The sequence below is a fragment of the Chryseobacterium sp. MYb264 genome, assembly GCF_035974275.1.
Lineage (GTDB): Bacteria > Bacteroidota > Bacteroidia > Flavobacteriales > Weeksellaceae > Chryseobacterium.
Genome location: NZ_CP142422.1, coordinates 2,725,517 through 2,747,575, shown reverse-complemented (window position 1 = coordinate 2,747,575; position 22,059 = coordinate 2,725,517). Strand labels below are relative to the sequence as shown.

Annotated in this window: 16 protein-coding genes; 6 read left to right on the top strand and 10 right to left on the bottom strand. The window is 35.5% G+C overall.

Translation table 11 applies throughout. From position 1 onward, the window contains the following. Positions 1–325: 325 nt before the first annotated feature. The 7 genes from VUJ46_RS11720 to VUJ46_RS11690 form a co-directional block, all read right to left on the bottom strand. Complete coding sequence (locus VUJ46_RS11720; RefSeq protein ID WP_326980975.1) at positions 326–1,399, bottom strand: PIN domain-containing protein; 1,074 nt, start codon at positions 1,397–1,399, stop codon at positions 326–328. Positions 1,400–1,763: 364 nt separating this feature from the next. Then, complete coding sequence (locus tag VUJ46_RS11715) at positions 1,764–2,621, bottom strand: hypothetical protein (RefSeq protein ID WP_326980974.1); 858 nt, start codon at positions 2,619–2,621, stop codon at positions 1,764–1,766. A gap of 139 nt (positions 2,622–2,760) precedes the next feature. Next, positions 2,761–4,386 (bottom strand): chaperonin GroEL, encoded by a 1,626-nt coding sequence (gene groL, locus VUJ46_RS11710; RefSeq protein ID WP_312394814.1) that lies wholly within the window; start codon positions 4,384–4,386, stop codon positions 2,761–2,763. Positions 4,387–4,460: 74 nt separating this feature from the next. Further along, a complete protein-coding gene (locus tag VUJ46_RS11705; protein ID WP_326980973.1) occupies positions 4,461–4,817 on the bottom strand; it encodes a four helix bundle protein in 357 nt (118 codons plus the stop codon). A gap of 47 nt (positions 4,818–4,864) precedes the next feature. Next, a complete protein-coding gene (locus tag VUJ46_RS11700; protein WP_039369684.1) occupies positions 4,865–5,143 on the bottom strand; it encodes a co-chaperone GroES in 279 nt (92 codons plus the stop codon). 164 nt (positions 5,144–5,307) lie between these two features. Continuing rightward, positions 5,308–7,689, bottom strand: a complete 2,382-nt coding sequence (locus tag VUJ46_RS11695) for a M1 family metallopeptidase (protein WP_326980972.1) — start codon at positions 7,687–7,689, stop codon at positions 5,308–5,310. Between the two features lie 65 nt (positions 7,690–7,754). Beyond that, complete coding sequence (locus VUJ46_RS11690; RefSeq protein ID WP_326980971.1) at positions 7,755–8,333, bottom strand: HupE/UreJ family protein; 579 nt, start codon at positions 8,331–8,333, stop codon at positions 7,755–7,757. Positions 8,334–8,474: 141 nt separating this feature from the next. Here VUJ46_RS11690 and VUJ46_RS11685 point away from each other — a divergent pair, with 141 nt between their 5' ends. Both VUJ46_RS11685 and VUJ46_RS11680 read left to right on the top strand, forming a co-directional pair. Further along, the gene (locus VUJ46_RS11685; RefSeq protein ID WP_326980970.1) at positions 8,475–11,720 is read left to right on the top strand and encodes a S8/S53 family peptidase; all 3,246 of its coding nucleotides are present in this window, start codon (positions 8,475–8,477) and stop codon (positions 11,718–11,720) included. 153 nt (positions 11,721–11,873) lie between these two features. Beyond that, a complete protein-coding gene (locus VUJ46_RS11680) occupies positions 11,874–12,326 on the top strand; it encodes a DUF6702 family protein (RefSeq protein WP_326980969.1) in 453 nt (150 codons plus the stop codon). Positions 12,327–13,286: 960 nt separating this feature from the next. On the opposite strand, the gene VUJ46_RS11675 is transcribed toward VUJ46_RS11680, so the two are convergent. After that, entirely contained in the window at positions 13,287–13,601 is a 315-nt protein-coding gene (locus tag VUJ46_RS11675; protein WP_326980968.1) for a hypothetical protein, read from the bottom strand. 20 nt (positions 13,602–13,621) lie between these two features. Between VUJ46_RS11675 and VUJ46_RS11670 the strand changes: the two genes are divergently transcribed. The 4 genes from VUJ46_RS11670 (at position 13,622) to VUJ46_RS11655 (ending at position 19,492) form a co-directional block, all read left to right on the top strand. Beyond that, the gene (locus tag VUJ46_RS11670; RefSeq protein ID WP_326980967.1) at positions 13,622–14,452 is read left to right on the top strand and encodes a hypothetical protein; all 831 of its coding nucleotides are present in this window, start codon (positions 13,622–13,624) and stop codon (positions 14,450–14,452) included. Further along, the gene (locus tag VUJ46_RS11665; RefSeq protein WP_326980966.1) at positions 14,403–14,984 is read left to right on the top strand and encodes a hypothetical protein; all 582 of its coding nucleotides are present in this window, start codon (positions 14,403–14,405) and stop codon (positions 14,982–14,984) included. The genes VUJ46_RS11670 and VUJ46_RS11665 overlap by 50 nt, the downstream gene beginning before the upstream one ends. 711 nt (positions 14,985–15,695) lie before the next feature. Further along, positions 15,696–16,802, top strand: a complete 1,107-nt coding sequence (locus VUJ46_RS11660; RefSeq protein ID WP_326980965.1) for a tail fiber domain-containing protein — start codon at positions 15,696–15,698, stop codon at positions 16,800–16,802. 611 nt (positions 16,803–17,413) lie between these two features. Continuing rightward, on the top strand, positions 17,414–19,492 hold the full coding sequence (locus VUJ46_RS11655; RefSeq protein WP_326980964.1) for a tail fiber domain-containing protein: 2,079 nt from the start codon (positions 17,414–17,416) through the stop codon (positions 19,490–19,492). Between the two features lie 90 nt (positions 19,493–19,582). On the opposite strand, the gene VUJ46_RS11650 is transcribed toward VUJ46_RS11655, so the two are convergent. Together VUJ46_RS11650 and VUJ46_RS11645 are read right to left on the bottom strand one after the other, a co-directional pair. Continuing rightward, positions 19,583–20,176 carry an acyl carrier protein phosphodiesterase gene (locus VUJ46_RS11650; protein ID WP_326980963.1) on the bottom strand — a complete coding sequence of 198 codons (594 nt, stop codon included), beginning with the start codon at positions 20,174–20,176 and terminating at the stop codon, positions 19,583–19,585. Positions 20,177–20,262: 86 nt separating this feature from the next. Continuing rightward, the gene (locus tag VUJ46_RS11645; protein WP_326980962.1) at positions 20,263–21,819 is read right to left on the bottom strand and encodes a zinc-dependent metalloprotease; all 1,557 of its coding nucleotides are present in this window, start codon (positions 21,817–21,819) and stop codon (positions 20,263–20,265) included. Between the last annotated feature and the right edge of the window lie 240 nt (positions 21,820–22,059).

Genomic DNA, 22,059 nt, shown 5'->3' with positions numbered 1-22,059 from the left:
AAAGTGAACTTACATCGCAATAAAGTGAATTTACATCACAAGAATGTCTTCTTACGATGGGAGAATGTTAATCTACACTGCGATAATATAAAATGACATTTTAAAAAGATAAAGTTAAACTGAAAGAATATTGAATTTCCCTTTTCTTTTATTGTTGTGCTGGGATGTTAGATCATGCGGATTTATAATTTATTCTCAATATTACCGAGGTTGTTTTAAAATGAAAAACCGCTCTTGGAATTGAGCGGTTTTTATATTTATTGATGCGAGCGAGACGCTCGCACCAGCAGGGGATCAAAGTCGGACTTAGACATAAGATGTAGTTTTAAACTTCTTCAATTTCTCTTATTTCATAATCTACAATTTCTATAAACTCTCCAGTATATTTTTTAGAATCATAACTAAATAATGGATAAACTAAAGCATTTGCTTTAAAATTTCTTTTTTCACTTCTATTTACTTCTCCTAACCACATTCCGTCTTCTTTATCATAGAAAGCAGAATTCAAATCTGTATAGTCACAATCAACAGAATATTTAATATTTAATTCAATTTCATATGTAAAAGTATCTGTTTTGATTTCATTTATTAAAGCAATATCAAGCTCAATTTCTTCAAACGCGTGAAAATTAACTTCGACATCTTCCATCCAAGGATCGTTGTATAACATTTCAAAAGCAAAACTCTCTAAATTGCTAATTAAAGAAGATTCAGTTTCGTATTCAATTTCTCTTAATGAATCTCGATAAATTCTATTAAATATTTCTTCTTTAACATCGCTATTTTCAATATATAAGAATTCAAGTAATGTTGATAAATTAAATTTACTATTGATTTGTGGGTGTTCATAATTTGTGAAATCTTTATCATTTGTAATAAAGAAACAATCATTAAAATTATTTTCACACCATTTTTTAATTGTATTTATATTAAATGCATCAGGAAATTCATTCTTTTTATTTCCTTCTTTAAATGGAGCGTTAGCGGCAAAATAATCCTCTAATATTTCTGATGTATCAGCGATATTTGTATTAATAATTTCAATGCTATTATTCTCAATTGCTTCATCAAATTTTTTTAATAAAAGTTGTTTAGAATTTTCTTTAAGTAATTTAATATTATCTTTTTTGAATTGGTCATTCAATAGATTAATATTCCTTAATATTCTTGCTTCGTGATTAAATTCGATTTTCTGATTTTTATATAAATTAATTGCTTTAATGGAATGCTCTTCCAATCTTTTTTGAATTTCACGATAAATTATATCGGTTATTTTTAAACTAATCAATTTTTCTTGAGATAAATGAAATAAAAGATTAATATTTCGTCCTTCAAAATAATTCTCACTTTCAAAAATACTTGTATCTATGAAAACTATTTGAGATTGAGGTTTTTCCATGATAGTATTGATATTATAGCTAAAATTCAAATTTACACATTATATTAATTTTGTTTTTAACTTTCTATTTATTAATTATTAAAAATACTATGTAAATATTCTATTTCCTAACGGAAAATTATTATTAAAAAAACGTCCTACAAAAGCAGAACGGTTTATATATTAAATTATCTTAGCGACACGCTGTTACTTAGAAATCGCGAATTTGGTTTTAAAGATAGGGAAAAGTAGCGGATTGTGAATTTCCAGTATCGATGTTGTTTTGAAATGAAAAACCGCTCTGGGAATTGAGCGGTTTTATATTTATTGGTGCGAGCAAGGGGGCTCGCTCCAGCTGTGGCAGCTGACAGTATTAATAGAATTTTCAAGCAAGTCGAAATCCTGGATTTCGACATTCTAGGTTATTTTTTTCAGCTACATATCGATCAATAAATGATCTGTAAAAATCCATTAATCCTCTCATATACTCTTGGTTATTATTTTGGTTATTTAAATTATAAAATGTGCTAATATCTAATTTATTTTTATTAATCCATAGATATACATCTGGATATGCTGAAATAAATAAATCACCAAAAATTTGTGGCACAGAATTGATATGTCGTATTGATTGAGATTCGTATCTTTCAGGATGAGCCTCTCCAAATTTATAATAAAATAAATTAGCTCTAACTACATCGGGATTAATGTCATCTTTCAAAAACAGATCATTTGCATAAAAATTTATTTCATCTTCTACATTTGAATTGTTAATAATTTTCATCCAATGCTTAGTATTTTTTTTAGTTTGAATATGAAATGCCTGATTTTGCAAATCCATTTTTGAAATTTCAGACATTAGATTTTTTATACTAATATTTATACTGTTTTCAATTAATTTTACATCATTAACAATAGGATAAGTAACATTTTGACATTTAATAATTGTTCCGTCTTTCTTTAGTATTTCAGAATAAATTACTTTATAATTGGCGTAATCTAGTTGAACCCCTATATTCAGTTCGCCAACTGAAACTTCTTTCTTATAGCGAATCATTCGATCATCATCATATTTTAAGTTCATATTAAATTTATTTTCTAATATACTTGAAAAAATCAAAAATTGATTACTAAGTCCACCTAGCTTGTTATTATATTCTCTAATTTTTTTGTTATCAGTGTTATTGCTGATAATAGCCCAAATTATAATTCCTGCAATTATAGTTACAATAAAAGTCCACATTTTTTTGAGTTTTAATTTGTTATCTAAATATATACATTTATATCATAATTGCAGATTTGTTAATTAATTGTTTTAAAACAAAAAACCGCTCCACAAAAGCAGAACGGTTTATATATTAAATTGTCTCAGCGACACGCTGTTACATCATTCCTGGCATTCCACCACCCATTGGCATAGCTGGTTCTGCGCTTTTCACTTCAGTGATAACACATTCAGTTGTAAGAAGCATTCCAGAAACAGAAGCTGCGTTTTCAAGAGCAACTCTTGTTACTTTCGTAGGGTCGATAATACCTGCTTCAAGCATATTTACATACTCGTCAGTTTTAGCGTTGTATCCGAAGTCTCCGCTTCCTTCTGCTACTTTAGCAACGATTACAGAACCTTCACCACCTGCATTCGCAACGATTTGTCTCAATGGCTCTTCGATTGCTCTTTTTACGATTTTAATCCCTGTATTTTCGTCTGCATTAGCACCAGAAAGAGTATCTAAAGAAGCGATCGCTCTTACCAAAGCAACACCACCACCTGCAACGATACCTTCTTCAACTGCTGCTCTTGTAGCGTGAAGTGCATCATCTACTCTGTCTTTTTTCTCCTTCATTTCAACTTCAGAAGCTGCACCTACGTAAAGAACGGCAACACCACCAGCTAATTTAGCCAATCTCTCCTGCAATTTTTCTTTATCGTAGTCAGATGTAGAAGTTTCCATTTGAGCTTTGATTTGCGCAACTCTACCTTTGATTTTGCTTTCTTCACCACCACCGTTTACAACAGTTGTGTTGTCTTTATCGATAGATACTTTCTCAGCAGTTCCCAACATATCGATAGTGATATTTTCCATTGTGAAACCTTGCTCTTCAGAAATAACAGTACCTCCTGTAAGGATTGCGATATCTTCTAACATTGCTTTTCTTCTGTCTCCGAATCCTGGAGCTTTTACAGCAGCAATTTTAAGAGAACCTCTTAATTTGTTTACCACTAAAGTTGCCAAAGCTTCACCTTCAACTTCTTCAGAGATAATCAATAAAGATTTACCACCTTGAGCGATTGGTTCAAGAACTGGAAGTAATTCTTTCATAGAAGAGATTTTTTTCTCTACTAAAAGGATATATGGATTTTCTAGTTCAGCTAACATTTTCTCAGGGTTAGTCACGAAATATGGTGACTGGTAACCTCTGTCGAACTGCATACCTTCTACAACGTCAACCGTTGTATCGATACCTTTAGCTTCTTCTACTGTGATAACACCTTCTTTACCAACTTTTCCGAAAGCTTCAGCGATCAAAGCACCGATTGTTTCGTCGTTGTTAGCAGAAACTGAAGCAACTTGCTTTACTTTATCTGTAGAATCTCCAACAGCTTGAGACTGAGTTTTTAAGTTTTCAACAACAGCAGTTACTGCTTTGTCGATCCCTCTTTTCAAATCCATTGGGTTTGCACCTGCAGCTACGTTCTTAAGACCTTCTCTTACGATAGCCTGTGCCAAAACAGTAGCGGTAGTAGTACCGTCTCCTGCGATATCATTAGTTTTGGAAGCCACTTCTTTTACCATTTGCGCTCCCATGTTTTCTACTCTGTCTTCAAGTTCGATTTCTTTTGCAACAGAAACACCATCCTTCGTTACGTGAGGTGCACCGAAAGATTTTTCGATGACCACATTTCTACCTTTTGGTCCTAACGTTACTTTTACTGCATTAGCCAATGCATCAACACCTCTTTTTAAAGCGTCTCTTGATTCAATATCGAATTTTATTTCTTTTGCCATATTGTTTAGCTTTTGGCGATTTGCTTTTGGCTTTTAGCTTTAGCAATTCGCTGTTTTAATTTTATAATTTGATTTTAATTTCCGTTGAGCCTGTTCCAAAGTGTTACAAGCTTCTTTTTTAAGATGGTTAATTCAATTAAAAGATTTTGATAATCATTTTCATTAATGTAATCTAGATCTTTAGCAAGAATTAATTGGTTTTCGGCTTCGTTGGATGATCCTAGCGCAATATTAATAAAATTAGCAAATTCTTTATCTGAATTTCTTCCGCTTCCTTCCGGAATATTATATCCGATTGAAGCAAATGATCTTCTGATTTGAGAGGTTATACCGAACAATTCTTCTTTTGGAAAAACCCTAGTTGCTTTATAAATTTTTAAAGTTAACTGATGACTTAATTGCCAAACTTCAAACTTTTTAAAATCCCTCATATACTATTTTCAACGCTGGAAAGCCATTTGCCAGAAGCCAAGAGCTATTAGCCAATTATTCCTAGTAAATCTCCTTCTTTTACAATTAAATAATCCTTTCCTTCCAATTTCAATTCAGAACCTGAATATTTTCCATAAAGAACTTTGTCACCCACTTTTACAGTTGTAGGCTCATCTTTTTTACCTGGACCTACTGCCACTACAGTACCTTCCTGTGGCTTTTCTTTAGCTGTATCCGGAATAATAATACCTGAAGCTGTTTTAGTTTCTGCAGCGATTGGTTCTACCAAAACTCTGTCTGCCAATGGTTTAAAGTTTACTGACATAATATATTTAATTTTTTTATTATTTCTTTGTTGAAATTCCCTAAATGTGTGCCATCAATTATTCGTGGCGCAAATGGCAGAATTTATTTTTTGGGAGTGGAAATTTTGGCAGAAAAAAACAGACTCTTAATAAAAGGAGTCTGTTTTTGATGGGGTTAATTATTTTAGTTTTTCTTTCCTGCAGCCTGCATCGGGTTTACTCTTCCGTTGGAAGATCCTCTTGCGCTGCCTTTTTCCTTTTCTTTGAACAGCTGGAATTTGGAAACTTCTCCTATATGACCGTCATTGCTCCAGAAGTTGTTCGAGGTATCAATATCTGCGGTTTCTCTCATCGGGTCAAGCTGGATTGATTTTAATTTTTTATCAAAATAAAATGTTTTTGAAACCTTCTGTTCGTTCAGTCTCCAGATCTGAGCCGACGTTTTGTCTCTTAATTTTGTTCCGTCTTCGAAAGTAAATTCAAGAATAATCGGCATTACCAATCCGCCTTTGTTTGTGAAATCGATTTGATAGGCGGTGATGTTTTTAAACTGATCTTTATCTTTTTGAGTTAAAGGTTCAGAGGCTGCGGTTTTAACGATATATTTTTTAGCGGCATCCACTTTTTCCTGCCCTCTGTCATATCGGTAATAAAAATCCTGAAGTTCTTTATCTTTATCTACGGCAAAATTGATGGTTTTATCTTCTTTATTTCTGATTTTAGATAAGTCTTCGAAACTGTTGACAGCAGGTGGGTCTATGTTATAGGTTACTTCTCCTGCGGATTTTGGAGCTGTTGCCAGATCGGGGGTTGCAATAGTCACTTTATCGATGGCGATATCTACAGGATCTGTTCCGTAAAACCAGCCTCTCCAGAACCAGTCCAGATCTTCACCGCTTGCATCTTCCATTGTTCTGAAAAAATCTGCTGGCTCCGGGTGTTTGAAAGCCCATCTTTTAGCATAGGTTTTAAATGCTTTATCGAAAAGTTCTCTTCCCATAATTGTTTCACGAAGAATATTTAATCCGGTTGCCGGTTTTGAGTAGGCATTCGGACCAAATTGCACGATATTTTCAGAGTTTGTCATAATAGGTTCCAGCTGATCTTTCGGAAGTTTCATATAATCTACGATAGCCCAGGCCGGTCCTCTTTTGGATGGGAATTTATTATCCCATTTTTCTTCGGTAAGGTATTCCGTAAAGGTATTCAAACCTTCATCCATCCAGCTCCATTGTCTTTCGTCAGAATTCACGATCATCGGGAAAAAGTTATGCCCGACTTCGTGAATAACAACGCCGATCATTCCGTTTTTGGTACCTTCAGAGTAGGTACCGTCTTTTTCCGTTCTACCGAAATTAAAACAGATCATCGGATATTCCATTCCATTGGCAGCTTCTACAGATTGCGCTACAGGATACGGATACGGAATCGTAAATTCTGAATACGTTTTAATCGTATGTGCAACTGCTTTTGTGGAATATTTTCTGTATAAATTATAAGCTTCTTTAGGATAGAAACTCATCGCCATTACTTTATTGTTGTTTTCAGGAATCGTAACACGCATTCCGTCCCAAACAAACTTTCTTGAAGAAGTCCACGCAAAATCCCTCACATCATTGGCTTCAAAATTCCAGGTTTTTCTTTGTTTGGAATGATTTTTCTCTGCTTTTTTAGCTTCATCCAACGTTATAATTTCAACCGGTTCACTTGCATTTTCTGCCTTTCTGTATCTTGCCAATTGGTCTGAACTTAAAACCTGATCGTAGTTTTTACATTCTCCGGTTCCTCCCACCACGTGATCTGCGGGAACATTCATCGAAACTTTAAAATTTCCGAAAACCAAAGCAAATTCGCCTCTTCCTGTAAACTGATGATTCTGCCATCCGTGGAAATCGCTGTATACACACATTCTGGGATACCATTGCGTCATCGTGTAAAGATCATTTCCGTCTTCAGGGAAGTTTTCGTAACCGCCACGACCGCCTTTTTCCATTCTGTTCGGAATATTGTAATTCCAGTCTACTTTGAATGTTAATTGTTCACCTTTTTTTAAAGCTTTAGGCAAATCAATACGCATCATTGTTTTATTGACGGTATATTTTAAAGGGGTTCCGGCTGCATCGGTCACTTTTTCAAGCGTTACGCCATATCCGTTATCTTTTGCAGGAAGTTCGGTTACTTTTAAATGTTTATCCGTTGTATTTTTCGGAAGGGTAGAAGCGTACTGATAATCTGCGTTTTTTACATTAGACTGTTGGTTTTCATCTAACTGAAGCCAAATGTAATCCAGATCATCAGGAGAATTATTGTAGTAAGTAACTGTTTCTGAACCTTTCAGATTTCGTTTGTCCTCATCCAGATAAGCAGTAATATTATAGTCTGCCCTGTTTTGCCAATATCCGTGTCCGGGCGCACCGGAAGCTGTTCTGTAGATATTGGGAGTGGGAAGGATGGTTCCCAGTTGCTCGAATTTATTTCCGTGATTACTTCCCGGATTATTTTGAATATTCTGAGCAGTTGCACCCGCATATAATAAAACTGAAAGTGCAGTTACTTTTAATTTCATAGCCAAATCATTTAAGAATTATCAAATATAATAATAAGTAGTTGAAAATTTAAAGATGTTTCAATTTAAAACGGAATTCTTTCCAGCGTCATCTTCAGCGATAGCGCAAAAACCCCTGAGGAAACGAAAAGTATCCAATCTTTTTTATTTACTTTAAAGATGTTTAGGAGGATGAAAAGTAGAATTAATATCGCAAAAACAATGACGATCTGTCCCAATTCTAACCCAATATTGAAGCCTAAAAGCGGAACAGCGATGCTTTGGCTTTTAGAGATCATCACTCTTGCGGTATTGGCGAATCCCATCCCATGAATTAATCCGAAAAATAATGCTAAATAATAAGCGATTTTGTTTTGCGACTGTTTTTTGTTTTTCATCACAATATTTCCAAAAGCTGTTATAACGATCGTTAACGGAATTAAAAATTCTACCCAATCTGAAGACACTCTTACAATATCTAAAATACTCAATGCTAATGTTACGGAATGCCCGATCGTGAAAGCTGTAACAAGTACCAATATTTTTTTCCAGTCACTGAATGAATACACTGCAATTAATGCTAATACAAAAAGCTGATGATCTAAAGCGTCTAAAGAGATAATATGTTCCCAGCCGAGGTTGAGGTAGAAAAGAAAATCCTGCATGATGTTTTATTTTATTTGTGTTAAATGATGCTAATTGGTAATGTGATTTTAAAATTATATTAAAATTGAATAATGTATTTTTATATAAAAGCCAATTGAAATAAAAATAGTATAATTGTATCGTTAAAAAATGCTTTAAAAATGAATATTAAAAAACTACTATTTACAAAAGTAAGCATTCCTCATGGAGGTGTGAAACTTTTACGTAATGCGGCAGCTGCTTTTCTCGGTTTGTATTCTTATACAGTTTCCGGGCAGGCACAAAAGCTGGATTACCGCTTTTCTTTGCTGCTTAAGAACAAAGAAAAGGTACAGAAGGGCGGAGCTGTTAAAGAGCTGGAGCGTGACGACATAAAACTCGACAAACATCTCGTGGTAACCTCTAAGGGGGCTCAAACGATGTATTCATGTATCGTATATACCAAGACACCGGAGAAGTTAAAAGAAGACGGGATTTTGGTTCAGAGCCAGTTACCTGGCTTTGTTACCGCTTTGGCGAGCATTGAGGATATCGAGAAGCTGCGACAATTGCCTTATGTAACGTCTATCATGGCGCCGACATTTGACGAGCTTCATAATGATGTTTCCAGAGCGCAGTCCGGGGCTAGTTTGTTACAAGACGGCGTATTCAATAATACAGCGTATAACGGAACCGGAGTTCTGGTAGGAATTTATGATTCCGGTATCGACTGGAAGCATCCTGACTTCAGAAAAGCAGATGACCAGACAAAGAGCAGAATTGTTTCTATCTGGGATCAGACGTTAACAGCGCAAGGTACAGAAGCACCACCGGCAGGTTTTGCAACAGGTGTTGAATATACGAGAGCTCAGATTGAAGATGAGCTGGATGGCTCTCCTGCAAATTTCGTGCGTGAAAATGATACCAATGGTCATGGTTCTCATGTTGCCGGAACAGTTGCCGGAAACGGTATGGGAATAGCAGATAACAGACATAAGGGATTTGCTACGAATGCGGACATTGTTTTTGTAAAAGGTGGTAATGGTTCTTTCCCAACTACCAATACAATTAATGCTTTAACCTATTTTAAAAATGTAGCAACAGCACTTAATAAGCCTATTGTTGTTAATATGAGTATCGGAGGGCAGGGTAGTGCTCATGACGGTACGGAAAATCATGAGGTGGCAGTTAATGATTTTACAACTTCAGCACCGGGTAGAGTTGTGGTTATTTCCGCAGGTAATGATTACGGATTTAATCTTCATAAAAAAGTAGACTTAGAGCCTAATGCTACGGGAACTTATACATTTAACATTGCGAATAATGCTACCGGTGTAACCAGTTCTTCTATAGCTTTTGGTCTCCTTGCATACGCAAATAACAATGGCCCTCTAACCGCTAAGCTGACTGCTCCTGATGGACAACAGTATACGCAAGTGATTGATTCGGATGAAGAGTATACAATCATGGGTGGATTGGGGGCTTATATTTCTAACGATATTTCTTCAAGCAATGGAAAAAGGTCTATACAGCTGGTTATTTATAGACCAACAAGCTCTAATCTCAGCTACGCAGGTAATTACACTTTGGAGATCACTAATAATAATACACTGCCTGTGACGATACATGGATGGAGGTATAGACAGGATGTTCCAACGACGCTGCAGGGAGGAGATAATGAATACATTGTAGGATCACCGGGGAATGCCTCCAACGCAATTACTGTGGCTTCATACCTCGGAAGAGTAACCTGGTACAGCGCAGCAGGAGGTGTTGGATATGGTAATACCCCTCAGGAGTCTATTTCTTCATTCAGTTCCCAGGGTCCCAGAGCTGATGGTTTTCAGAAACCGGATATCACAGCCTCCGGGCAGGCCGTAATTTCTGTAAGATCTAGCAGCTCTACATCAGCAGCTTCTAATATTATTGAAAATACGAATTACTATGTTATGAACCAAGGAACAAGTATGTCATCCCCGGGTGTTGCAGGAGCTGCTGCATTATTACTTCAGGCTAATCCTACATTAACTGCTGCTCAGGTAAAAGCGCGTCTTACAGCAAATGCAAGACAAGACGGAGCGACAGGGGTGGTTCCTAATGCAAGATGGGGCTACGGAAAATTAGATATTTATAAAGCAGTTACTGATGAGTTAGGTTGTGTAAAATCTAATTTTGAGACTGTAACTTATGATGATCCTTTTTTAACAGTAAATCAGGAAGCGAATACGTATTTTGATAATGCATCGCTTGCCGTTCGTTATACTCCTACACTAACAGGAAAACTGGGTGCTGTAGCATTTTCTACGAGTTCGGCTGATATTGTAACTGACATTCCGGTAAATATCGAGATTAGAAAAGTGGATGTAAATGGTAATCCGGGAGATATTATTGCTACAAAAACAGTTGCTTCCTGGAAGGATAATATCCAAAGATTTACATGGAATTATATTAACATCTCTGATCTGAATGTTCAGGTGGCTACCGGAAAAGATTTTTATGTTGTTGTCAATGGATTGAACGGAAGAGTACCTATCAAAAATGAAGCTGTAACCGTAAGTGGACGTAGTAAAACATCGACAGATGGCACAAACTGGAGCGCAAGGACTTTCGATCTTAAAATGAGAGCTACCGTTTACGAAAACATCGCTGAGGTGAAAAACTTAGCAACTTCCAATCAAACTAAAGCTTCTGCCGTTGCCAGCGGATATAATTACTTTACCAATTCTTGTCAGTTAATTTCAAGAGTGGAAAAAGAAGCAGCGAGTACTGTTGCAGGAAACGTGACTTCAAAAGTTTGGGTAGACAGTGCACAGCCAAATTATGTTGCAAGAAGATTTGAAATCAACCCTGAGGCGGCGGCTACTACCGCAACGGGAAAAATAACCTTATACTTCAAGCAGGCGGAATTTGATGAGTATAACCTTACCCATACTGTAAAACTTCCTACTTCAAGTACAGATAATGCCAATAAGGCGAATCTTATGATCGAAAAATATACAGGAACAAGTGCAAGCAATACGGGGACGGTGGCTTCTTATGGAGGAACGGCAACGGTAATTACGCCAAATGTTGCTGATATTGTTTGGAATAATACCTATCAGTATTGGGAAGTGAGCTTCCAGACTACCGGATTTGGAGGATATTTTGTGAAAACAACCGAGGCTTCTCTAGGATTGAATGACCTTAGAAATGATGCCGGTGTTAATATCTATCCGAATCCTGCTAAATCTGTTGTTAACGTAGAACTTGGAAAAGCTTCTAAAGCTGCGGTTACTATCTTTGACGCATCAGGTAAGTTGGTGAAAACAGCAAACGTGAGTTCAAAAGACAATAAAATAGACGTTTCCGGATTGGTGAAAGGAACATATGTATTCAATATCGTTTTGGATAATGAAACGAAAGTGGTGAAAAAAGTGATTAAAGAATAATTTAATTATATCTATCATTGAAAAGGTGGCGGCTATTAACCGCCACTTTTTTTATATTTGTTTGGAAAAACTTATCCAATGACGCTGATTTTAAAAAAATACCTTTTTTTCTCTGTTTTCTTTTTATTTCTAGGAGTTCAAAGCTCTTTTACAATGAAAGATTTTCACCCTTATCATGTGGGGTCCGTGGAGATTAATTATAATTATAAATCAAAATCTTTTGAAATTACCGGCCGTTTTTTTCTTGATGATCTTGAAAACGGATTAGCAAAGAAATACGGAAAACCTTTTCATTTTAATGATCCGAAATATAAAAATCAGTTAAATGAGGCTCTGAAAAATTATGCTGAAGAATATCTTAAAGTAAAATCAGACAATCAATTTTTAAAAGTTAATTATATCGGTTACGAAGAAGACAGCGAATCGGTCAATGTTTATCTGGAAACCGAAACGAGTAAAGCTCCTAAGAAAGTAGAAGTCGCTGCGAGTTTTTTATACAATCTTTTCGATGATCAGATCAATATAATCCATATTATCGTTGATGGGAAAAGGAAAAGCGAAAAGCTGACGTATCCCCAACGATATGTTTATCAGCTTTTTCCCTAATACTGAAAAGTTGATTTCACAGTATCCCATCGTACTGCACAGAAATTAGTTTTCGCGGATTCCTTATCTGAGTTTTGCTCTGCCGCGATATCTTAATGGGATCTGGCCTCGTTCTTTATGATGGAAGATCAGGATCCTGAACAGTTAAGTGATGATCAGAATTTAATGTCGTATTTTGTTCCAAAATCAGTCGATACATGATGTCATTTTTCTTTGAGGTTTTGGAATGAATCATAAGCCTCAAAACTCCATTTATAACCCGGTAACTTTAAAAAAATTCTGCAATGTTTTTTTGCAGATGATAATATTGTGTTGTTGCTCAAAGTAAATCAATACATTTTTTAAATATTTACTGTGAAGTTCTAATTGCTCTGAAACCGCTTTAGAATAGTCTTTCAAAATTGTTTTTGCTCCTCTTCCTTCTGATATAGCAAGGGAATCAACCCCTGTTTTAGACCAACTGTCAAACCAACGTTCAATCGTTCGGGACTGACCTTAAAAATAGAAGGAAGCTCTTTAATCTTATACCGTTGATTCGATAAAACCAGGTAGTGACTGCGTTTTCTGACCGTATTATTAGGACTATTTTGATGAAGATGCTCTAATACCTCAATCTCTGCTTTTTTAAGTGTTACCTATCTCATTATGAAAAAAATATACGGGATTTTTTTTGTGTAGGTGAGGGCATTTTTTGTTCCTGCCTTGTTTTATTTTATGACCTGAAGTGTTAAATTCGGATATAGATGTTTTACTTTTTGGAGAAATAACCAGACTTGATGTGCATTATTCAATTTAGCTTCTGTTTTTTGATATTTAATTAATTTCAATTTTCTGTTTGTTATTCATCTTTTACAATGATTTTGATTTCTAAATCATGTGATTTATAGAAATTTATTAACAATAATTAATATTTATTGGGAAAATTTGTTTTATATGTAATTTTTGTTATATTTGCTTTAATCAAAAGCAGTTAATTTTATTTAAAATTTTAGGTTTAATAAAATTAATTGTCATCTTTTCAAAATCACGAATTAAAATGCTGTTGATAATTGGAAGTTGATCTATTTTAGATTTTCGATAAGATATATTTAAACTTAAAATAACCTTGTCATGAAAATATTGAATCACAATCCTTTTATAAAAGCTTTTAAAGCTGCCGGGTAATTTACCCTTTTCACATTTAGTTTTATCATTTGAATTATCATAAGTTCTGCTTTGCTCTGCCAAAGGAAGACTGTTATAGCTATGCGCTAATTTCCCTGACCCATATTCCACAACTTAATAAAGAAATTAATATGAAACTGAAAAACGTTTATTCTCTAGCCTTTCTGATTGGTACAAGTTTTAGCTTATACGCTCAGGTAGGCATCAGTACGCCCAATCCGCAGGCAACATTAGATGTTGTAGGTAACGGTGCTTCTACTACAACCAAAGATGGGGTAACGCCGCCAAGGCTTACCAGACAGCAATTGGCTTCTAAAGCAGCAGGTACTTATGTTGCTGCACAAACGGGTACTATGGTTTATGTTTCAGATGCAACCACACCTACAGGTACCACACCTAGTTTAGCGCAAACTGCCGAAATTGCCAACATCGGATATTACTTCTTCAACGGAACCGTTTGGAAAAGTGTAGCCGGAAACTCTGTCAATATTTATAATGCAGACGGATCTCTTACAGGACCGAGAGTGGTAACACAGGCTGCCAATACATTGGCTTTTACGGGATCTGCAGTGAATGCTTTTTCTGTTGACGGGGCAACATTGTCTGTAGATGCTGCTAATGATAGAGTAGGAATTGGTACTACGACACCTTTAGCCAAGTTAGACGCAGTGGGAACTACTTTTGGGATGAAGATGGCGACAGGAGGAGGTAGCTGGGATAATCTTTGGTTTAATTTAACGGGAAGTGCACCGTCTATCAATGCATCTGGGGCTGAAACAGGTCTGCAGTTTAATGTAGGGGCCAATGCTACGGGTACCTATGGGGATGGTCAAACATTGGCAACAGTAGCTACGATGACATCTGCAGGAAATATGGGAATAGGTATTACTGCCCCTACAAACCAGGCTTCATGTGAATGCAACAAACCCTATTCGTTTGCAAGGGCTTACTACAGCCGCTAATACCGATGCCATTTTAGCAACCGATGCTACCGGAGTTGTAAAATCATTAGGGAATTTAGAAAGTTTAGCGATTCCTGCTCCTGCTATATTAGTATTAAGAAATGCTCAAACCAACTTTTTATCATCAGCAGGAATTGGGGCATCCCAAAGGCTACCCTTGGAAGTCGGAAGAAATAATATTCCAGGATTAACTTACAATCCGGCAACAAGTGTGGTAACCTTCCCGAATGGTGCTTACCAGATCACTTTTATGTATGAAGGAACTCATAATGCTACAGGATGTAACTTAAGTTCTTACTTTATGGATTTTCCGGGAGTTCATGCTAGACGTATTCATAGTACCGCGGCTCACAACCAGGGAGGGCTTTCTAACCATGGAGGTACCATTACTTTTGCTGCATTATTTGATGGAACATCCAGTAATTCATGGACGATTAACTTAGGTCGTGGGCAATCTGGAAATTGTTCTGGTGCAGGAATGGAACTGTTTGATTATGCAACACAGGTTTTGATTTTTAAACTTGGAAGTTAATATAATACACTATAAAAAAAAATAAACACAGGTAAAAAGTTCCCTTTACCGTTTTGAAATGTTGAGGCAAAAAAAATTCTAATAACACAAATACAATATAAATGTAAAGTACTTACTACGGTAGGTGCTTTTTTATCAATAGCAATTATTATTTTCAGATTAATATTGATAAAATAATAAAATTTTAAATATCTAAATACTTTTCATAGATATTGTTTTTATGATTGAAATAATACACTTTTTAGTGATCAAAATAATTCGTTTTATTTTTAAATATTTTTACGAGTTATTTGATTATTAAATGATTAAATAAAAGGATTAAGCTTTATTAATATTATTTGTTTTATAATATTATAATTTCTATATTTGTTCGAACACTAAGAACCATTAATATAGTACTTCCTCTATTTAATTGAAATATTACTATATTTTGCTTCCAGACTATGAATGTATTTTAATAATTAATGAATATTGTTGATTATTTTATGGTATTGAAAGGAATTTAACTTGAAAACAAACTTGATATGAAATATTTTTACTTTAGCGTATTACCGCTGCCTATAACAAAATTTACTTTGGCGATATCATAATCTTTTTCGTTTTCATTTTTCTATTTAAGTTAACTCCTGCTCAAAACTTTAAGTTTCTCGGGTTTACACCCAATAAGCTTTTATGGAAAATTTAAATAATAACTTATAAATATTTTTTAATATGAAATTTAAAAACGTTTATTCTCTAGCAGCTTTTTTTCTGGTTTCTGCCGGATTAAGCGCTCAAGTAGGGATTAATACTCCCAATCCGCAAGCAACTTTGGATATTGTAGGTAACGGTGCTTCTACTACAACCAAAGATGGGGTAACGTCGCCAAGGCTTACCAGACAGCAATTGGCTTCTAAAGCAGCAGGTACTTATGTTGCTGCACAAACGGGTACTATGGTTTATGTTTCAGATGCAACCACACCTACAGGTACCACACCTAGTTTAGCGCAAACTGCCGAAATTGCCAACATCGGATATTACTTCTTCAACGGAACCGTTTGGAAAAGTGTAGCCGGAAACTCTGTCAATATTTATAATTCAGACGGCTCTCTTACCGGGAACAGATTAGCAACTTTAGGAGCCAATAATCTTACTTTTAGTTCAACTACGGGAACCTTTTCTGTACAGACAAATAATAATGGCTTTCAACGTTCAGCTTTTACCAATACAAATACAGGAGCAAGTAGCAGAATGGATGTTAGTGTTGGAACAGGTACAGGTTCGGTATATCTGGGGGTAGATAATGGTTCCGCGATCTTCGGGGCAGGTGTTAAAGCCTATCTTGATAATCGTTCTAACGGAAGATTAGCATTTGGAACACAAGGTAATGAAAGTATGACGATAGCAACTACAGGAAATGTAGGTATTGGTACTAATGCTCCTACAGAAAGACTTCATGTAATCGGAAATATCTTAGCATCAGGAACGGTAACGCCTTCGGATATCAGAATTAAAAAAGATATTATAGATAATTCATATGGTTTGAATGAGATTATGAAACTGAGAACAATCAACTATAAATACAAAGACGAACGTTTAAGCAAAGATAAAAAAGTAGGTTTTGTAGCACAGGAAATCAAAGCAGAAATGCCAGAACTAGTTTCTGTAGCTAATGATGAAATGAAAACGCTTGGAGTAAATTACGCAGAGATGACAGTAGTTTTAACTAAAGCAGTTCAGGAGCAACAAAAAATGATTAAAGATCAACAGGAAATGATTAAAGATCAGCAACAACAAATTAATGATCTGAAATCAAAAGTTGATAACTTATCTAAGTAGTTATTTTGTTTACATCAAATAGTTCCCAAATTAATTTTAGGCAAAAAAATTCTAATAACACAAATAGTAAAGCACCTGCTTCGGCGGGTGTTTTTTTATTTAAATAGTAAAATGGGAATTAAAAGTAATACAAATGCTGGTGAATAATTTTTATTCTCAATATTGATTTCTATTGAAAATATTTTATTGAATTAAATGATTTGTAATGAATTAAATAAATAATGAACCTTTGTTAATATTATTTGTTTTATAATATTATAATTTCTATATTTGTTTTAACACTAAGAGCCATGGAACAAAATATTGAAGTAAATCCTCTATTTTGATTCCAGATTATGAATGTATTTTAATAATTAACAATTAACAATTAAAGATTAATTATTTTAACATATGAATAGGAATTAAACTTGAAACTAAACTTGACATGAAATATTTTTACTTTAGCGTATTACCGCTGCCTATAACAAAATTTACTTTGGCGATATCATAATCTTTTTCGTTTTCATTTTTCTATTTAAGTTAACTCCTGCTCAAAACTTTAAGTTTCTCGGGTTTACACCCAATAAGCTTTTATGGAAAATTTAAATAATAACTTATAAATATTTTTTAATATGAAATTTAAAAACGTTTATTCTCTAGCAGCTTTTTTTCTGGTTTCTGCCGGATTAAGCGCTCAAGTAGGGATTAATACTCCCAATCCGCAAGCAACTTTGGATATTGTAGGTAATGGTAATTCTACCACAGTAAAAGATGGGCTTATGCCTCCCAGACTTTCAAAGCAGCAGTTGGCGGCGAAGGTAGCAGGTACGTATGGAACTGCACAGATGGGTACACTGGTATACATTACAGATGTGGCAGCCCCGTCAGGTACTACGCCCAGTATATCGCAGGTTTCCCTGATCAACACTCCTGGATATCATCAGTTTGATGGTACACAATGGAAGGCTGTTTCTCACGATGATGTAAATATTTATAATAGTGATGGTAATCTTACAGGAAATAGAATAGTAACCCAAGCAGCAAATACCTTAGCCTTTAGGGGAGGGGCTGTTAATGCTTTTTCTGTTAATAACGCTGCAGGAACTTCAAGTATTCTTTCCGTGGATGGGGCAAATTCTAGAGTAGGTGTTGGTACAGGTGCTCCGATAGGGAGATTTGATGTTGTTTCGGATAATATTGGAAATACCCAAGGAAATGATTATTATTTCAGAGGCTTTGGAACCTCCACTAATCCTGCAATATTTTTATTGTCCGCGAGAGGTACAGAAGCTGCTCCTACTAACCTTTTAGCAGGTGATATTGCGGGTAGCTTATATTTTGGAAGTAAGATACAAAGCGGTTCAAGTGCGTATTCCTCTATTGTATCAGCATATCGTGGTGATGGTGCAACAACTCTTACTGATTTAGTTTTTAACACTTCTAACGGAGAAAAAATGCGTATAGATCCTCTTGGAAATGTAGGTATTGGTACTACCAATCCATCAGTTAAGCTCGATGTAAACTCAGGTGGAACCTCTGCAGCTCCTGTTGCTGCACTTAAAGTAGTAGATGGTAATCAGGCAGCCGGTAAAGTTTTAACTTCAGATGCCAGTGGTGTAGCAACGTGGCAAACGGTGGGAACAGGAACAAATGTGAATATTTATAATTCAGACGGCTCTCTTACCGGGAACAGAATAGCAACTTTAGGAGCCAATAATCTTACTTTTAGTTCAACTACGGGAACCTTTTCTGTACAGACAAATAATAATGGCTTTCAACGTTCAGCTTTTACCAATACAAATACAGGAGCAAGTAGCAGAATGGATGTTAGTGTTGGAACAGGTACAGGTTCGGTATATCTGGGGGTAGATAATGGTTCCGCGATCTTCGGGGCAGGTGTTAAAGCTTATCTTGATAATCGTTCTAACGGAAGATTAGCCTTTGGAACGCAGGGGGTTGAACATATGACCCTAGCCACTACTGGTAACTTTGGAATTGGCTCTACAGCGCCTACTAGAAAGCTACATGTAGAAGGGGCAAGTTACTTTAACGCTGCGGTAACTACAGGAGTAACCAAAAATGCCATTGATATTAACATAGGTCAGGATGGTTTAGGTTATGGTAACAGAAATGATAATTTTGGGATAAACGTAAGATCTTCTTCTTCAATTGGAGGAGGGTCGGTTGCCAGAATTAATTTTGGAGATACAAGTACCGGTACAGCAGGTACAGGAAAATACCTTTCTTTTAGCGTAGGAACTACCCTTAATGAATTGATGTATATGACAGATAACAATTCAGGAAGAGTTGGGATAGGAACTACAGCTCCAACAGAAAAACTTCACGTGATCGGAAATATCTTAGCATCAGGAACGGTAACGCCTTCGGATATCAGAATTAAAAAAGATATCGTGGATAACGGCTATGGTTTGAATGAATTATTAAAATTAAGAACTATTAATTATAAATACAAAGACGAGCGTTTAAGCAAAGATAAAAAAGTGGGATTTGTAGCCCAGGAAATTCAGGCTGCTATGCCGGAATTGGTAACTACAGCCAATGACGAAATGAAAACCCTTGGAGTAAACTATGCGGAAATGACGGTAGTTCTTACAAAAGCTGTACAACAGCAGCAGGAATTAATCAAAGAGCAGCAAACTCAAATCGATGAATTAAAAGCAAGACTGGAGAAAGTAGAAGCTAAAAAATAATTAATCTACTCTATTCAGGCAAAAATTCTAATAACACAAATTTCCTATATTCCCAAAGCATTCACCACGGTGGATGCTTTTTTTGTGGAATTAATTTTCCATTTGAAGCAATGCATTTACCCCTTTTGCATGATCCAGCAGATCAGGAAAGAAATCATCATAGCATTGTTGTAAAATATCTTTATTGTTTAAAAATGCCTCAAAAACCGGAATATCTTTTTCTAAATATTTAGCCTTATTCAACACATTCTGCATGCTGAATTTTATGCCGCGGTCATTACGATAATTATACAGCCAGTCATCACCTTCCATTCTTATCAGCATATTTTTAAAATTTTCTGGAAGATATTGCTGATGTTCATTCAAGACTCGATATACTTTTAAAGAATGGGCTTTCCATTCCGCCAACGAATGTAAACTAAGATCATTTGCCACAAAATAATCCATCGAAACATCCACAAAAGCCCCGGCATACAATCTTACCAGCGGTGAAAAAACTTTTTTCGCTTCATGAATGGCGGGATGAGAATCGGTAAATGTATCAATCGCACGATGTAGTGTAATACCATCCTGAATATCTTTCGGAAAAGAAAAGCGATCTCTGTTTTTTATAAAATCTTCCAGGAACTGACCAACAATTTGTCCGTCTGTGAAAGTCAGAAAAGAATGTGCTAAATAATTCATACCACAAGATAAGGCTTAAAATTGAAAAATCCCCTGAACAAATTAAGGTATATTCAGGGGATTTAATGAGTAAAATGTTATGAAAATTATTTAACAATGAATTTTTTATTTTCTATCAGATTTCCTTTTTCATCATAAATGTTCAGGAAATAACCTCCTGAATTCAGATTTCTGATGTTAATACTCGTTTCAGAAGTAGTAATGACGTTCTGCCCCGCTGAATTAACTATCGTAAACATATATTTTTTATCGTCTGCAGTCGAAATATTGATGATTTCTTTAGCCGGATTCGGATAGATCGTAAATCCTTTTGAATTTTTAGCAAGTTCATTTGTAGATAAGACTAAAGCGTCCGCAGCCACCGCCGGCATAAAGTTCGAAACTACACACGCAAAACGGGCAAAACCATAGGCTTCGTTAGACGGATTGGTGTTTCCAATGGCAATTCCTGTAGGTTCAGAATTATAATTCACCGCAGGATTGGCCCAACGGTTAACCCTTGTACAGCTGATCCCTTTGGAAGAACATTCATCATTATACGCCATAATCGTTCTCCAACGTTGAGAAGACGTGCTTGAAGTTCCCAGATTAATCGCTGTTCTGTTTACATATCCGTGATGATGGCTACAAGGCGAAGTGCTTGTATTCACGTACCAGTCATGTTGTAATCCCATATTGTGACCCAATTCATGAGCCAAAGAATAGTTGGAAACGGCGCAATTATAAAGGCTTACACAAAATCCGCTGCTACCGCTATAATTGGTCGGGCTTGTATTCACGTAACCCAAACCGCAGGTGTTCGTCGGTGTTCCTGTCACCAAAGCCACAAGATCGGCACCGTAAGTGGTTCTTAAGGTATGAACATTGTCCATATATCCGTCGTTATTCGTTCTTAATCTCGTTAAATCTGTACTGATGTTTCCTGGTTCGGTATAGGCAATTTCACCTGAATAAACCAGATTAATATTCACATTCGACACTCCGGAATTAATAAGAGAAGTATTGAAATTGGTAATTGCAGTCGCAATAAAGGAGTTACTTTGCGAAACGCCGCCCCAAGCCGTTCTCGCCGCCGAAGTATACACCACCATCACATCTACTCTTGAAGCAGAGCAAACCGGAGTTGTGCTAAGACAAACATTGGTATTTGCTTTACCAGCATATTCAGGAAGGGTAGAATCTAAAACAGAATCGTCTCTGGAATCTTGATCTAAAATTTTCTGATCACTTACCAGCGACAAAGCAAATACGTCTCCATTCGTCTGGTGAAACATTACTTTTTCTCCGGAAACTGGAGCATACATTCCGGTTACAATATGATCATATTTTGATAAAACTAATTCCGATTCAGGTTCGTTTTCAATGGAGTAAACATACGATTCACTTTTGTTTCCGTAGGTGAACAATTTTTCAAATTTTGCCGTGATCTGCTTCTTGTTAGGAAGATTGATTTTCAAATCTGAATCTAATTTGAAAGCGGGTTGAATGTAATATTTCGTTGAAAGATAATTTGAAGCCAATTCTTTGGTAATCTTTTGATTAGAATTTAAACCTGCTTCGTTTACTGAATTTTGAAATACATTGATTTGAGCTGACAATACATTAAAGCAGCAAATCACAAGGATAATAAATTTTGTTTTCATGTGTACTAAAGTTTAATGATTTGGTATAATAAATGTAAATAATTTATTTCAAACTTTAGTGATTTTTTTAATTGAATTTAAATCAATCGATCTCAATTTTGAAAACCCGTTATAGTAAACACATTCCGTCAGTTCGAGTAGGTTTTTGAAAAAAATCGTATCGAGAAGTAGAAAAAATACCTACTATCTATACATCAAGTTTTTCATCCCGAAGGAATCTAAGCATAGTATTAAAAAACA

Coding starts and splice junctions, on each gene's coding strand:
- VUJ46_RS11685 (WP_326980970.1), top strand. CDS start 8,475: ATGAATATTAAAAAACTACTATTTACAAAAGTAAGCATTCCTCATGGA.
- VUJ46_RS11655 (WP_326980964.1), top strand. CDS start 17,414: ATGAAATTTAAAAACGTTTATTCTCTAGCAGCTTTTTTTCTGGTTTCT.
- VUJ46_RS11660 (WP_326980965.1), top strand. CDS start 15,696: ATGAAATTTAAAAACGTTTATTCTCTAGCAGCTTTTTTTCTGGTTTCT.
- groL (WP_312394814.1), bottom strand. CDS start 4,386: ATGGCAAAAGAAATAAAATTCGATATTGAATCAAGAGACGCTTTAAAA.
- VUJ46_RS11650 (WP_326980963.1), bottom strand. CDS start 20,176: ATGAATTATTTAGCACATTCTTTTCTGACTTTCACAGACGGACAAATT.
- VUJ46_RS11680 (WP_326980969.1), top strand. CDS start 11,874: ATGAAAGATTTTCACCCTTATCATGTGGGGTCCGTGGAGATTAATTAT.
- VUJ46_RS11705 (WP_326980973.1), bottom strand. CDS start 4,817: ATGAGGGATTTTAAAAAGTTTGAAGTTTGGCAATTAAGTCATCAGTTA.
- VUJ46_RS11720 (WP_326980975.1), bottom strand. CDS start 1,399: ATGGAAAAACCTCAATCTCAAATAGTTTTCATAGATACAAGTATTTTT.
- VUJ46_RS11690 (WP_326980971.1), bottom strand. CDS start 8,333: ATGCAGGATTTTCTTTTCTACCTCAACCTCGGCTGGGAACATATTATC.
- VUJ46_RS11645 (WP_326980962.1), bottom strand. CDS start 21,819: ATGAAAACAAAATTTATTATCCTTGTGATTTGCTGCTTTAATGTATTG.
- VUJ46_RS11695 (WP_326980972.1), bottom strand. CDS start 7,689: ATGAAATTAAAAGTAACTGCACTTTCAGTTTTATTATATGCGGGTGCA.
- VUJ46_RS11670 (WP_326980967.1), top strand. CDS start 13,622: ATGAAACTGAAAAACGTTTATTCTCTAGCCTTTCTGATTGGTACAAGT.
- VUJ46_RS11715 (WP_326980974.1), bottom strand. CDS start 2,621: ATGTGGACTTTTATTGTAACTATAATTGCAGGAATTATAATTTGGGCT.
- VUJ46_RS11700 (WP_039369684.1), bottom strand. CDS start 5,143: ATGTCAGTAAACTTTAAACCATTGGCAGACAGAGTTTTGGTAGAACCA.